Origin of the sequence: Thermus thalpophilus (assembly GCF_022760915.1) — a bacterium.
Lineage (GTDB): Bacteria > Deinococcota > Deinococci > Deinococcales > Thermaceae > Thermus > Thermus thalpophilus.
Genome location: NZ_JAKTNS010000046.1, coordinates 1 through 12,627, shown reverse-complemented (window position 1 = coordinate 12,627; position 12,627 = coordinate 1). Strand labels below are relative to the sequence as shown.

General features: G+C 66.8%; 13 protein-coding genes and 1 riboswitch. Of the genes, 7 read left to right on the top strand and 6 right to left on the bottom strand.

Annotated elements, in window-relative coordinates; all coding sequences use genetic code 11:
* Nucleotides 1-115 precede the first annotated feature (115 nt).
* Nucleotides 116-274: riboswitch (cobalamin riboswitch) on the top strand.
* Between the two features lie 142 nt (nt 275-416).
* The 6 genes from L0D17_RS11930 to L0D17_RS11905 are packed head-to-tail and all read left to right on the top strand — an operon-like array spanning nt 417 to nt 5,340.
* The gene (locus L0D17_RS11930; protein ID WP_039459844.1) at nt 417-1,271 is read left to right on the top strand and encodes an ABC transporter substrate-binding protein; all 855 of its coding nucleotides are present in this window, start codon (nt 417-419) and stop codon (nt 1,269-1,271) included.
* Between the two features lie 3 nt (nt 1,272-1,274).
* The gene (locus L0D17_RS11925; protein WP_039459845.1) at nt 1,275-2,303 is read left to right on the top strand and encodes a FecCD family ABC transporter permease; all 1,029 of its coding nucleotides are present in this window, start codon (nt 1,275-1,277) and stop codon (nt 2,301-2,303) included.
* Complete coding sequence (locus L0D17_RS11920) at nt 2,290-3,042, top strand: ABC transporter ATP-binding protein (RefSeq protein ID WP_243095513.1); 753 nt, start codon at nt 2,290-2,292, stop codon at nt 3,040-3,042. Before L0D17_RS11925 ends, L0D17_RS11920 begins: the two co-directional genes overlap by 14 nt.
* Complete coding sequence (locus L0D17_RS11915) at nt 3,023-3,355, top strand: hypothetical protein (RefSeq protein WP_039459849.1); 333 nt, start codon at nt 3,023-3,025, stop codon at nt 3,353-3,355. Before L0D17_RS11920 ends, L0D17_RS11915 begins: the two co-directional genes overlap by 20 nt.
* 39 nt (nt 3,356-3,394) lie before the next feature.
* Nucleotides 3,395-4,132, top strand: coding sequence for an SDR family oxidoreductase (locus L0D17_RS11910; protein WP_039459850.1), 738 nt, complete (start codon nt 3,395-3,397; stop codon nt 4,130-4,132).
* Nucleotides 4,133-4,170: 38 nt separating this feature from the next.
* Complete coding sequence (locus L0D17_RS11905) at nt 4,171-5,340, top strand: serine hydrolase domain-containing protein (RefSeq protein ID WP_243095512.1); 1,170 nt, start codon at nt 4,171-4,173, stop codon at nt 5,338-5,340.
* Here the strand turns inward: L0D17_RS11905 and mntR are convergent.
* On the bottom strand, nt 5,337-5,990 hold the full coding sequence (gene mntR, locus L0D17_RS11900; protein WP_243095511.1) for a manganese-dependent transcriptional regulator MntR: 654 nt from the start codon (nt 5,988-5,990) through the stop codon (nt 5,337-5,339). The genes L0D17_RS11905 and mntR overlap by 4 nt on opposite strands.
* Before the next feature lie 23 nt (nt 5,991-6,013).
* Between mntR and L0D17_RS11895 the strand changes: the two genes are divergently transcribed.
* The gene (locus L0D17_RS11895) at nt 6,014-7,600 is read left to right on the top strand and encodes a gamma-glutamyltransferase family protein (RefSeq protein ID WP_243095510.1); all 1,587 of its coding nucleotides are present in this window, start codon (nt 6,014-6,016) and stop codon (nt 7,598-7,600) included.
* Here the strand turns inward: L0D17_RS11895 and L0D17_RS11890 are convergent.
* From L0D17_RS11890 to L0D17_RS11870, 5 genes are all read right to left on the bottom strand, one after another.
* Nucleotides 7,597-8,505, bottom strand: coding sequence for a DUF72 domain-containing protein (locus L0D17_RS11890; RefSeq protein ID WP_243095509.1), 909 nt, complete (start codon nt 8,503-8,505; stop codon nt 7,597-7,599). The two genes, L0D17_RS11895 and L0D17_RS11890, sit on opposite strands and share 4 nt — an antisense overlap.
* A 128-nt stretch (nt 8,506-8,633) precedes the next feature.
* On the bottom strand, nt 8,634-9,188 hold the full coding sequence (locus tag L0D17_RS11885) for a DOMON domain-containing protein (protein ID WP_243095508.1): 555 nt from the start codon (nt 9,186-9,188) through the stop codon (nt 8,634-8,636).
* A gap of 12 nt (nt 9,189-9,200) precedes the next feature.
* Complete coding sequence (locus L0D17_RS11880; RefSeq protein ID WP_039456798.1) at nt 9,201-9,644, bottom strand: hypothetical protein; 444 nt, start codon at nt 9,642-9,644, stop codon at nt 9,201-9,203.
* A gap of 10 nt (nt 9,645-9,654) precedes the next feature.
* Nucleotides 9,655-10,092: a hypothetical protein gene (locus tag L0D17_RS11875; protein ID WP_243095507.1), complete on the bottom strand. Its 438-nt coding sequence runs from the start codon at nt 10,090-10,092 to the stop codon at nt 9,655-9,657.
* A gap of 82 nt (nt 10,093-10,174) precedes the next feature.
* A complete protein-coding gene (locus L0D17_RS11870) occupies nt 10,175-12,541 on the bottom strand; it encodes a molybdopterin-dependent oxidoreductase (protein WP_243095506.1) in 2,367 nt (788 codons plus the stop codon).
* Between the last annotated feature and the right edge of the window lie 86 nt (nt 12,542-12,627).

Sequence of the window (12,627 nt, the reverse complement as noted above, 5' to 3'; positions counted from 1 at the left end):
TAAAATACGGGGGGAGGCGGTCCCCACAGAGTCTCAAATGTGTTGACCGACTACAAGCCCTTGTCAGCCAGGGCGAAGCGCCTTAGCCTAAGGGCAAGGCCCGCTAGGGCCCCAAAGCCAGGTCCGTTGCCCTGGTGCCTGGGCGCGTAGTCCAGGCTTAAAGTGGGGAAGTCCGGTGCAAGTCCGGCGCTGTCCCGCAACGGTAACCGGCCACGCTACGAGCTTTTCTTCGCAGGCCGGAAGCCCGAATACCTGCCAGGGCCGCCCGCCCTTCCCCAGGGCGGGCACCTCACGCGGATGGGGGAGCGTTGGGGGCTTCTTTACCTTTTCACGCCCCTGCCGCTTCTGGCAGGGGCGTTGCCCTACCTCCCCCGGGCCCGGCGCACCTGGCCCTAGCGGCCTGAAGGGAGGTAGGCATGAAGAAGCTTTGGGCGTTTTTCTCGGTTCTCCTGGCCTTGGCCTTCGCTTTTCCCGTCACCCTCACGGACGACCTGGGGCGCCAGGTCACGCTAAAAGCCCCGCCTAAGCGCATTGTTTCCATGTTGCCCTCGGTGACGGAAACGGTTTGCGCCCTTGGGGCCTGCGACCGCCTGGTGGCCACGGACGACTACTCCGACTGGCCGGAAAGCGTCAAGAAGCTTCCCAAGGCCGGGGGGCTTTACAACCCCAACCCCGAGCTCATCGTCTCTTTGAAGCCCGACTTGGTCCTGGTTTCCCGCTACGGGAAGCTATATGAAACCCTGGAACGGGCGGGGCTCACCGTGTTCGTGGTGCGCACGGAAACCTACGAGGATATCTTCAAAACGGTGCGCACCGTGGCGCAGCTTTTGGGGCTTTCCGCCCAAGGGGAAAGGCTTGTGGCCCAGATCCAGAGGGAGGTCTACCAGGAGGAGGCCCGGGCGGCCAAGGCCAAGGGGAGGCCCCGGGTCTACTACGAGATTGACCCCACCCCATACACCGTGGGGCCGGAGAGCTTCATCGGGGTCCTCATCCAGAAGGCTAGGGGGGTGAACATTGTCCCCAAGGAGCTTGGGCTTTTCCCCAAGATCGCCCCCGAGTTCGTGGTGGAGAAAAACCCCGAGGTGATCGTGGCCACCTACCCGAACGCCCGGGAAACCATCCAGAGCCGGCCGGGCTGGAGCCGGGTGAGGGCGGTGCAGACGGGGAGGATCTGCGTGTACACAGGGGGGGAGGACAACCTCCTCTCCCGCCCCGGTCCCCGGGTGGCCCAAGGGCTTAGGCTCCTGGTGGACTGCTTCCACGGGCGCTAGGCCATGACCTTGTCCCTGCCCCTCGCCCTCAAGCGGAGCCTCGTCTTTGCCTGGCTCCTCGCCCTTTTGTCCATAGCCCTGGTCCTGGGGCTCGCCCTGGGGGCGGTGGCGGTGCCCCCCGGGGACGTGGTGCGGGCCCTTTTGGGCCTCCAGGAAAACCCCATCATCACCGAGCTTCGCCTGCCCAGGGTCCTCGGGGGGATGCTGGTGGGGGCGGCCTTGGGGGTGGCGGGGGCCGCCTTCCAGGGCCTATTCCGCAACCCCTTGGCCGATCCCTACCTCATGGGGGCCGCCTCGGGGGCGGCCTTCGGCGTGACCCTTTTGGCGGTTCTTCTGGGGGGGCTTTCCCCCGCCTTCGCCCAGCACGCCGTCTTCCAGGGCCTTCCCCTTTCCGCTACCCTCTTTGGCTTCCTGGGGGCCCTTTTCGCCACCTTGCTCACCCTGGTCCTGGCCGGGGGGGTGGCGCGGACCGGGGAGCTGGTCCTGGCGGGGGTGGTGGTGGGAAGCGTCCTCACGGGGCTGACCACCTACCTGATGCTCCAGGACGCCGACCGGGTCCGGGCGGTCTTCGCCTACACCCTGGGGAACCTGGCCTTTTTGGGCTGGCCGGGGGTGAGGGCCTTGGCCGTTTTCCTCCTCCTCGCCTTGCCGCCCCTTCTCCTCCTGGGCCGGGTGCTCAATGCGCTGCAACTGGGGGAGGAGGTGGCGCGGAGCCTGGGGCTTCCCCTGAATGGGCTAAAGCTTCTCCTTTTGGCCGCGGCGAGCCTCCTCACCGCCGCCAGCGTGGCCCAGGCGGGGATCATCGGTTTCGTGGGGCTCGTCACCCCTCACGCCCTGAGGCGGCTTTTGGGGGAAGACTACCGCCTGCTCCTTCCGGCGAGCGCCCTGGGCGGGGCCGCCCTCCTGGCCCTGGCCGACCTCCTCGCCCGCACCCTCACCCGGCCGGCGGAGCTACCCGTGGGGGTGGTGACCACGCTCCTCGGGGGGCCCTTCTTCCTCTACCTCCTTTGGAGGCGGCGTGGACGGGCTTGAGGCGAGGGGAGTGGCGGGGCCTTTTGCCCTAAAGGGGGTGGACCTCAGGGTGCGCCCGGGGGAATGGGTGGCCCTCCTCGGGCCCAACGGCTCCGGCAAGACCACCCTTCTTAGGGTGATGGCGGGGCTCCTTAAGCCCAAGCGGGGGGCGGTGTACCTGGAGGGGAAGCCTCTTGAGGCCTATGGGAGCTACGCCCGGGGCCGCCTCCTCGCCTACCTGCCCCAAGGGGGGCCTTACCCCGAGGGGCTTTTGGTGGAGGAGGTGGTGCGCCTGGGGCGGCTTCCCTACCTGGGGTTATGGGGCAGGGAAGGGGAGGCGGACCTCGAGGCGGTGGCCTGGGCCCTGGAGGCGGCGGGGGCGGCCCACCTAAAGGGGCGGCTCCTCGGCACCCTCTCCGGGGGGGAGCGGCAAAGGATCCTCCTGGCCCGCGCCCTGGCGGCGAGGCCTCGCTACCTCCTCCTGGACGAGCCCACCACCTATTTGGACCTGGAGCACCAAGGGGAGGTGGTGGCCCTCCTTAGGGCCCTGGTGGCGCGGGGTGTGGGGGTGCTTTCGGTCCTCCACGATCCCAACCAGGCGGCCTTGGCCCACCGGGTGGCGGTGTTGCGGGAGGGGCGGCTTGTGGCGGAGGGGGCGCCTTGGGCGGTGCTGACAGAGCCCCTTCTCCAGGGGCTCTACGGGCCCCGGGTGCGGGTGGCCCTCCTGGAGGGGAGGCCCCATGTCTACCTGGACGGATAGGGCCCGGCTCTACGTGCGGGGCCGGGCGCTCCTTCTAGACCTGGGCAAGGAAACCCCTTTTTACACGGAAAGCGGCCCGAGGCGGGCCCGCTACCTCCTGGTGGGCCGGCTTTCCCCCCCGGAGTGGCTTCGCCTTGGCCTTCCCCGCGAGGGGGTGCTCCACTACCCCCTTCCCGTGGACCCCTTCACCTTTGAGTGGGAGGGGGAAACCCTCCTTCTGCCGGGGCTACGGGTGTACTTGGGCGGGCCGCCGCCCTTCGTGGAAACGCCCTTTTTCGCCTGGCGCTTGACGGAGGAGGGGGCAAAGGGGTAGGGTGGCCTTACCGACCGTTCGGTCGTGGGGAGGTGCGCCGTGCGGCTCAAGGATAAGGTGGTCCTGATTACCGGGGCGGCCCACGGGATCGGCCGGGCCACCCTGGAGCTCTTCGCCCGGGAGGGGGCGCGGCTCGTGGCCTGCGACATAGAGGAAGGCCCCTTGGCGGAGGCCGCCTCGGCCACGGGGGCCATGCCCCTCGTCATGGATGTGGCGGACCCCGCCTCCGTGGCGCGGGGCTTCCAGGAGGCCCAGGCCCGGTTTGGCCGGCTGGACGGGGTGGTGCACTACGCCGGCATCACCCGGGACAACTTCCACTGGAAGATGCCCCTGGAGGACTGGGAGCTGGTTCTTAGGGTGAACCTCACGGGGAGCTTCCTGGTGGCCAAGGCGGCCAGCGAGGCCATGCGGGAGCGGAACCCGGGGAGCATTGTGCTCACGGCGAGCCGGGTGTACCTGGGGAACCTGGGGCAGGCGAACTATGCGGCGTCCAAGGCCGGGGTGGTGGGGCTCACCCGGACCTTGGCCTTGGAGCTTGGGCGGTACGGGATCCGGGTGAACGCCCTGGCGCCGGGGTTTATTGAGACGCGGATGACGGCCAAGGTGCCGGAGAAGGTGCGGGAGAAGGCCATTGCGGCCACGCCCTTGGGCCGGGCGGGAAGCCCCATGGAGGTGGCCTATGCCGCGCTTTTCCTGGTTTCTGACGAGTCCAGCTTCATCACCGGTCAGGTGCTTTTCGTGGACGGGGGGCGGACCATCGGGGCCGCGCCCGCCTAGCCCGGGGTAGGCTCGGGGCATGCCCGGGGGGGTGAGGCATGGACTTTAGTGGACTGGACCGGCTTTTCCGCCAACTGGCGGAGGAGGGCTTCCTGCCGGGGGCGGTGGTCTTGGTGGCCCGGGAGGGGGAGGTAATCTTCCAGGGGGTCTATGGCTATCTGGACCCGGAAAAGCGCCTCCCCATGAGGGAGGACGCCCTTTTCCGGGTCTACTCCATGACCAAGCCCTGGGTTTCCGCCCTGGCCCTAAGCCTGGTGGAGGAAGGGGTCTTGAGCCTTCTGGACCCGGTGGAGAAGTACCTGCCCGAGTTTGGGGCCTTGCGGGTGGGGAGGGAGGTGGGGGCAGAGGTGCGGGAAGAGCCCCTTAGGGCTCCCCTCACCGTTTATGAGCTTTTGCGCCACACCGCTGGCTTCACCTACGGGGTCTTCTTCGCCTCTGCGGTAAAGCGGCTTTACCTCGAGGCCGGCGTGGACCGCTTTGACCTAAGCCGGGAGGCGTTTTTGAAGCGGCTTGCTGCCTTGCCCCTCCGCTTCCAACCGGGGGAGGCTTTTGAGTACGGGCTTTCCACGGACGTGCTGGGGCACCTTTTGGAAGCGGCTACGGGGAAGAGCCTAAAGGACCTCCTGAAAGCGCGGGTCTTTGCCCCTTTGGGCATGCGGGACTCGGGCTTTCAGGCCCAAGACCCCGCCCGCCTGGCCCAGCCCTTTCCCCAGGACCCAGAGACGGGTCGGCGCATCGCCCTCATCCCCGTGGAGGCCCCGCCGCCCCGCTACGCCGGGGGGATGGGCGGGGTGAGCACCGCTTCCGATTACCTGCGGTTCCTCGAGGCCCTGCGCACCGGGAAGGGCCTCCTCCACCCGCGCCTAGCTCGGCTCATGACCGAGGACCACCTGGGCCCCCTCTACGCCGAGGGCTTGAAGCGGGGCCCCGAGTACCTCCCGGGCCCCGGGTACGGGTTTGGCCTGGGGGTGGCGGTGCGTTTGAGCGGGGCGGGGTTTTCCCCGGGGAGCCCGGGGGAGTTTAACTGGGCAGGGTTTGGCGGCACCTACTTCTTCGTGGACCCCGCCTTGGGCTTAAGCGCCCTTTACCTGAGCCAGGCCCCCAATCTGCTTTCCGTCCTGGAGCCTGCAAGGGCCCTCCACTCCCGGCTTGGCGCTAGGCTCCAGCACGCCTTCCGCACACAGGTTTACCGGGCTTTCACGGCCTAAGGAACTGCTACTCCCACCGCCCTGGCCAGTTCCGGAGGGAGCAGGAAGACCTGGCCTCCCACTTCTATCCGCACGTTTCCCGCCCGCTCTAGTACCCGGAGGTGGGCTCCCGGGGTAAGCCCTAGACGGCCAAGCAGGTTTAGGGTACCCGGGTCCTGGGCCAGGGCCCGCACCACCTTTGCTTCGCCCAAAGGTGCCTCGGACAAGGGTAGGGCGGGAACCTCGGGCAAAGCCAGTTCCTTGGTGGGGATGGGGTCCCCATGGGGGTCAAAGGGAGGATGGCCAAGGAGCTCGGCGATCTTTTCCTCCAGGGTCTCGCTGATCACGTGTTCCAGCCGCTCCGCCTCTTCGTGGACTTCCTCCCAGCCAAAGCCCAGGGCCTGGTGCAGGTAGGCCTCGAGGAGCCGGTGGTGGCGCAACACCTCCAAGGCCACCCGCCTCCCCGCCTCGGTGAGCCGGGCCCCCCGGTAAGGGTGGTACGCCACAAGGCCCAAGGCGGCGAGCTTCTTCAGCATTTCCGTCACGGAGGGCGGCCGGACGCCAAGCCGCTCTGCCAGGGCTTGCGTGCTCACCGGCGCCTCCTTTTCCTCCAGGAGAAGGAGGTGCTTCAGGTAGTCCTCCTGGGCCTCGGAAAGGGGGGGGCGCGCCATCCCCTCCAAGGTAGCATGGGGGCATGCGCCTCACCCACTACCCCTACCCTTCCCGGCGGCACGTGGTCCTGGGCCGCCGCGGGGCGGTGGCCACGAGCCAACCTTTGGCGGCCCTGGCGGGGATGGAGATGCTCCTCAAGGGGGGAAGCGCCGTGGACGCCGCCATCGCCATGGCCGCCTGCCTCACGGTGGTGGAGCCCACCTCCAACGGCCTTGGGGGGGACCTCTTCGCCCAGGTCTGGGACGGGAAGCTCCACGGCCTAAACGCCTCGGGCAAAAGCCCCTTAGCCCTCACCCCCGAGCGCCTGCCCGAGGGAAGGATGCCCGAAAGGGGCTGGCTTCCGGTGACGGTGCCCGGGGCGGTTTCGGGCTGGCGGGCCCTGCACGAGCGGTGGGGTAGGCTCCCCTTCCCCGAGGTTTTAGCTCCCGCCATCCGCTACGCGGAGGAGGGCTTCCCCGTGGGGCCGGAGACGGGGAGGGCCTGGAAGCGGGCGGAAGGGATCTACCTGCCCCTTACGGGCCCGGAGTTTTCCGCTTTTAAGGAGGTCTTCTTCCCTGGGGGCCGGGCGCCTCGGGCGGGGGAGGTGTGGCGTAGCCCCCTCCACGCCAAGACCCTGAGGGAGATCGCCGATTCCTACGGGGAAAGCCTCTACCGGGGGGCCTTGGCGGAGGCGCTGGCCCGCTTCAGCGCCGACACGGGGGGCCTCCTCACCCTGGAGGACCTGAAGGCCCACGCCCCGGAGTGGGTGGAACCCCTTTCCCTGGACTACAGGGGCCTCACGGTGCACGAGCTTCCCCCCAACGGCCAAGGGGTGGCGGCGCTTCTGGCCCTGGCCATCCTGGAGGGGTTTGAGCTGAGGCCGGAGGACCCCTTTAGCTACCACCTGCAGGTGGAGGCCATGCGCCTCGCCCTGGCGGACGCCTTCCGCTTCGTGGCCGACCCCCGGTATCTGGAGCTGGACCCTAAGGCCCTCTTGTTCCCGGCCTACGCCGCGGAAAGGCGTCGGCTTATTGGGGAAAGGGCCTTGCCCCGGGTGCTTCCCGGGCTCAGGCCCGAGGGGACGGTGTACCTGGCGGCGGCGGATGGGGAAGTGATGGTCTCCCTCATCCAGTCCAACTACCAGGGCTTCGGCTCCGGGGTCCTGGTGCCGGGGACGGGGATCGCTCTGCAGAACCGGGGCTTAGGCTTTTCCCTGGAGGAGGGCCACCCCAACCGGGTGGGGCCGGGGAAAAGGCCCTACCACACCATCATCCCAGGCTTCCTCACCCGGGAGGGCAGGCCCCTTGGGCCCTTTGGGGTGATGGGGGGGTTCATGCAACCACAGGGGCACGTGCAGGTGGTGGTGGCCTTGGCGGACTTCGGCCTGAACCCCCAGGCGGCCTTGGACCGGCCCCGTTGGCAGGTGGTGCCGGGGGACGGGGGGGACGAGGTGCTCTTGGAGCCGGGCATACCCCAGGCCACGGCCCTCTTCCTCAAGGACCTGGGGCACCGGGTGCGCTACGAGGCGGAGTACGGGCTGTTTGGCCGGGGCCAGGTGGTCCTGAGGGAGGGGGAAGCCCTGGTGGCCGCCAGCGACCCCCGGGCCGAGGGATTGGCCTTGGCGCTTTAGAGGAGGGCGCTGGCCCAGGGCGGGGGGCCAAGGCCCAGGAGGCGCTTGAGCCCTAGGGCGGCCTCCACCCCTTGGGTGCCGTAGTTGTTGTTGAAGATCACGAAGACTTTCTCCGCCCGCTCCGCCAAGGTTCGGGTGGCCTGGGCTAGATCCCGGAGCTCTTCCTCGGAGTACCGCCAGTTAAAGCGCTCGTAGGGCTTGGTGTGGGGGCCTTTCCAGGTTTCGGCGTTTCTGCCGTGGCACCGGAGGACGCTCACGGGGTGGGTGGGCTCCAGGACCCTTGGGGGGGCTTCGGGGTGGGGCGGGGCGTCCACGCTCACGTGGATGAGGCCAAGCCGGAGTAGCTCCTTTCTTACGAACCCCCAGGCGGTGTACCACTTGGGGTTGCGGAACTCCACCGCCACCCAGTAGCCCTTCGTCCTTTCCGCCAAGCGTTCCAGGTACTGGAAGCTTCGGGGCCTGGGTTCGGTCCAAGGGGGAAGGCCGAAGTGGAGGTAGCCCAGCTTGCCCGCCTGCCTCAGGGGCTCCAAGGCGGCGAAGAAGCGGTTCCAAGCCTCCTCCATCACCTCTCCCGGCACCTCCCGTTGCGCCAGGTGGCCTTCCTGCCGCGGAAGAAGGGAGCGGAGGTCCTTGGGGAGGGTTTGGGCCTCGAGGCCGTGCCCGGTGAAGGCGGAATAAGCCTTCACGTGAAAGAGGAAGCCCTCCGGGGTCCTTTCCGCCCACTTTTGCACCACCTCGGGCCGGGGGAGGGCGTAGAAGGTGCTGTCCACTTCCACGGTGTCAAAGTGCTGGGCGTAGTACCGGAGGCGCTTTTCCGGGTGCCCCTTTACCTCGGGCGGGTACCAGCCCGAGGCCAAGAGGGTTTCGTCCGTCCAACTGGCGGTGCCCACCCGGATTTCCGCCACACCTTCATGGTAAGCCCTTTAAGCGGCGGACAGCCCCCTCGTCTTCCAGGCGGCAGGCGGGCCGAAGGCGGTGCCCAGGAGGGCAAACAAAAGGACCCGGGCCGTGCCCGGGTCCAGGCTTGCCCGCCTTAGAAGGCGAAGTCTTCCAGGTACCAGCGTTCCGTCTTCTTGTGTTCCTCCTTGGGGTCCATCTTTTCCGAGTGGGCCAGGAGCACCAGGAGCTTCCGCCCGGGGACGATCTCCACGTCGGTGGCCTCCCCGGTCTTCAGCTTGCGGCTAAACTCCACCGTCCACTTGGTGCCCTCGTAGGTGGCGGCGGCGGCCAGGATGGAGTTCTTGCCGCCCTCCTTCTCGTCGGGGGAGGGCGAGCCCGTGCGCTTCACTTGGTACATGTCCAAGGCGACCAGCTTGCCACCGTCCATGTAAAAGAGGTACTGGTCCGCTCCCTTCTTCTTGTCGGTTTTTTCCGGCAGGAAGCCGATGCCGATCCAGCCCTTGCTTTCGCCCTCGAGGGCCAGATACAGCGTGTCCCCCACCACGCTCCAGTAGAGCGTAATGCCGCTCTTCTCGTGCTTGTAGTTTTTGGCGTACTCCCCGCTGGTGATCTTGCCGTCTATCTTGGGAGCCTGGGCCAAGGCCGCGCCGAACGCCAGAACCAAAAGCCAAACCATGCTTCGCTTCATCCTGCACCTCCGCTAGTCCTTTATGGTTATCCCCACCACGAAGGCCACAGCGCCCACGTGGGTATGGGCCAAGGCCGCCAAAACCGGCCGACTGCCTTCAAAGGCTTCCAAGAAGCCCCGAAGGGTGAAAAGGTTTACCTCCGCATCCTGGGCATTCCAAAGCAGGTGGAAGTAGGCGCCCAGGATGCCCGTGGCCACGCTGACAAGCATCCAGAGGAGGAAGGGGTAGCGCACCCACTTGCCCCGGTGGAAGAACATGAGGAGGGTGAGGGGAAACCCCACGAGAGAAACGAAGAATGGAATCCGGCTCTGCCAGCTTTCCGTCCAGTGGTCCAGGACCCAGTGCTCCATGCCGTAAAAGGCAAACCCCACTAGGGCGATCAGGAGGAAGGTGGAGCGCAAGAACTCCAAAAGCCTTTCCTCCTCGGTCTTGGCGCGGATCAGAGCTTCAATCACGGCGCACCTCCTAACGGGCCCGGTAGATGGCAAGGAGCCCCGTCACCCCCATGTGGGTGAAGGCCAAGGCCGCCAGCACCGGGCGGCTTCCCGCCATGGCCTTCATGGCCGCCTCAAACTCCCACGCCACCTCACCCTCAAAGTTCCAAAGCAGGTGGAAGTAGGCCCCCAAAATCCCGATGAAGATGGAAGCCCACATGGTGAGGATGAAGGCGAGCCGCACCCACGGCGTCTTGCGGTCAAAGAGCACCCAGAGGGTGAAGACAAAGCCTGGCACGGCCACAAAGAAGGGGATCTTGCTCTGCCAACTTTCCGTCCAGTGGCCTAAAAGGAGGAGCTCCAAGGGGTACATGACCCAACCCACCAGGCAGAGGAGAAGCATCACCAGGCGGATAAACTCTAGCGCCCACTGGGTCGGGTTGTTCGCGCTTCTATAGGCTGGGATCACACTTCACCTCCTTGCCCCCATCACGACCTTATCACAGGTATAGAGGAGGTTTGTCCCCCCGGGTACCCCGGGGGGACAGCCTTCACACCGGCAGCAGGTTCACCTTGGTCTCGTAGAAGACCACGCTCCCGCCCACCACGTCCGTGAGGGCGGTGTCCTTCAGGTAGGGGTCCAGGCGCATGGCGGCGTTGGCGTGTATCCCCTTGGCCCGCCTGGGGTCGCCCTTCACCACCTGGCCGTTGATGACGAGATCAGCCGCCCCGTAGGCCCAGTGGCCCCAACCCAAGGGGAAGGCCACGCACCCAGGCCTCAGGCCCTGGACCACCTTCACCCGGCCCACCATGGGCTTCTTGCCGAAGGGGCCCAGGTCCCACTCGCCCTTGGGATTGGTGGCGGAAACCACCTTGACCAGTTGCCCGTCCTTCAGCCCAAGCCGCTCAGCGTCCAAAGCGTTCAGCAGGACCTCGTTTTCCGGCTTCACCGCCAGGAGCCAGTAGTTGCTAATGGTGCGGCTCTTGGTTTGCAGGATGCTCCGGTGGGTCAGGAGGGTTAGGCCGTAGCCGGGGTCCCGGAGTTGCCGCCCCAACACGTCTTGGTAGGGTGGGAAGTAGGCGGGCAGGGGCCAGTAGGGCTTTCCGGTCATGGGGTTCAGGGAAAGAACCTGCTTTTCTAGGAAAAGGTTCACCTGCCTTCCGTAACGGTTGGCCACCAGGTCATTGGCAGCGTAGGCCTTTGGGAACTCCTGGAACCGGCCGCCCCGGTTGAGGAGGTAGACGGTGCGGCGGAAAAGCCCCTCGTCGCCCACGGCTTCCCGCCAGCGCTTCTCGTCAAAGACCGAAGGGGGCAGGTGGCGGCGGGCCTGGCGGAAGACGGCGAGCTCCCTTTCGTCCGCCTCGAGTAGGGCCTCCGAGCCGTCGGCCTTCTCCCCAAAGGCCAGGTTGGCGGCGAGCTTCAGGTAGAAGTGGTCGGGGTGCGTGAAGGGCATCCCGTTGGCAAATCCCTTCGGGCCGGCCCCGGGCAGGCCTAAGTGCTCGGCCAGGGCAAGGAGGAAGCTTTCCAGGGAGATGGGCATCATCTGCCCGAAGACCTCCACCTCCTCGGGGATGGGCGGGATAGCAGGCTGCCGCACGGGCTGCACCTTCCAGATGATGGAAGGGTGGCTTCCGTGGAACTCCCAGCGCTCCAAATAGGAGAGGTCGGGGATGATGTAGTCGGCGTAGAGGTACGTGTCCCCCACCACGATGTCAAAGGCCACGATGAGGGGGATCTTGTCCGGGTCCAGCATGGCCCGGATCTGCTCGTGGCCCCCGGGCAGGGCGTAGGCGGGAGAGCCCATGTAGTGGAAGAGGATCTTGATGGGGTAGGGATAGCCCTGGGCAGCGGAGGGGAGGATCTCCTGGTAGACGTCGGAGGCGTGGGGGTACCAGGGGCGCTTGGCGGGGAAGCCTTGGAAGAGGGTGGTGTCCTCGTACTTCACATCGTGGCGGATGAGGGAGATGCCAAAGGGGCTTAGTGGCTTGGGGTGGAGCTTGCTGAGGACGAAAGGCCCTCCCGCTTTTCCGCCGGTGATGTCGTAGGTGCTGGCCTGGACGAAGCCGCCCTGGTGGTCCACGTTCCCCAAGAGGGCGTTCACGGTGAACCAGGCGAAGCAGTTGTAGAAGCCGTTGGTGTGCTGGCTGGCCCCCCGGTGTACATCCACCACCGCCTTCTTGCCATACTGGGCGAGCTTCTCTGCCAGGTAGCGGATGTCTTCCTCCTTCACCCCGGCCAGAGCGGCCCAGGTCTTCACCTGGTGGCGGAAAGCCTCCTCCTTGATGAGCGCTAGGGCACTCTTCACGGGAATACCCTGGAGGACCGTATCTACGAAGAGGTCGCCGAACACCGCCTGGTTGTCGTCGTTGGGATTGAAGGCCACGGGCCTACCCTGGGCTAGGACCACAGGGGCGTCCAGCTCCACCTCCTTGTCTCCCACCTTGGCCTTGGGCTTCGGAAGGCCCAGGTCGCTCGCCCGCACGAGCCTTTCCGGCTTCCCGTCTTTCAGCTTCACTAGCCAAGTTGCGTTGGTCCAGCTGGTCTCGCCGATGGCCTTGGCGGCACCCTTGTTGGCGGCGGAGAGGAAGCGGGTGTCCACCTTGCCCCACTCCAGGAGGAGGCGGATGACCCCCAGGGCGATGGCGGCGTCGTGCCCCGGCTTGGGGGCGATCCAGCGGCTTGCGCCCTTCACCGCCTTCTGCGCCCGCGGGTCAACCACGGCGTACTCCAGCTCCCCGTGGCTTGCCCGCTCCGTGATCCAGCCCACGCGGAGGGGTGGCCCGTAGTTGCCCTCAAAGACGTTCGCCCCCACGAAGACCACGAAGCGCGCCTTAGAGAGGTCCGCTTGCCAGTAGAACTTGGCCCCGCCCGACCAGGAGAGCTTGCCCGTGGCGTCAAAGGTGGGCTGCTCGCTCATGGCCTTGGGTCGTGTAAGGATTTATGTGTAAGGGTCCGTGTTTAATAGGGGGGCACACCTTAGCACGAGGAGGTGCCCCGTGGACC

Bases quoted from the DNA above. Each gene is read 5' to 3' on its own strand.
- L0D17_RS11905 (WP_243095512.1), top strand. From the start codon at position 4,171: ATGGACTTTAGTGGACTGGACCGGCTTTTCCGCCAACTGGCGGAGGAG.
- L0D17_RS11915 (WP_039459849.1), top strand. From the start codon at position 3,023: ATGTCTACCTGGACGGATAGGGCCCGGCTCTACGTGCGGGGCCGGGCG.
- L0D17_RS11870 (WP_243095506.1), bottom strand. From the start codon at position 12,541: ATGAGCGAGCAGCCCACCTTTGACGCCACGGGCAAGCTCTCCTGGTCG.
- L0D17_RS11885 (WP_243095508.1), bottom strand. From the start codon at position 9,188: ATGAAGCGAAGCATGGTTTGGCTTTTGGTTCTGGCGTTCGGCGCGGCC.
- mntR (WP_243095511.1), bottom strand. From the start codon at position 5,990: ATGGCGCGCCCCCCCCTTTCCGAGGCCCAGGAGGACTACCTGAAGCAC.
- L0D17_RS11930 (WP_039459844.1), top strand. From the start codon at position 417: ATGAAGAAGCTTTGGGCGTTTTTCTCGGTTCTCCTGGCCTTGGCCTTC.
- L0D17_RS11895 (WP_243095510.1), top strand. From the start codon at position 6,014: ATGCGCCTCACCCACTACCCCTACCCTTCCCGGCGGCACGTGGTCCTG.
- L0D17_RS11925 (WP_039459845.1), top strand. From the start codon at position 1,275: ATGACCTTGTCCCTGCCCCTCGCCCTCAAGCGGAGCCTCGTCTTTGCC.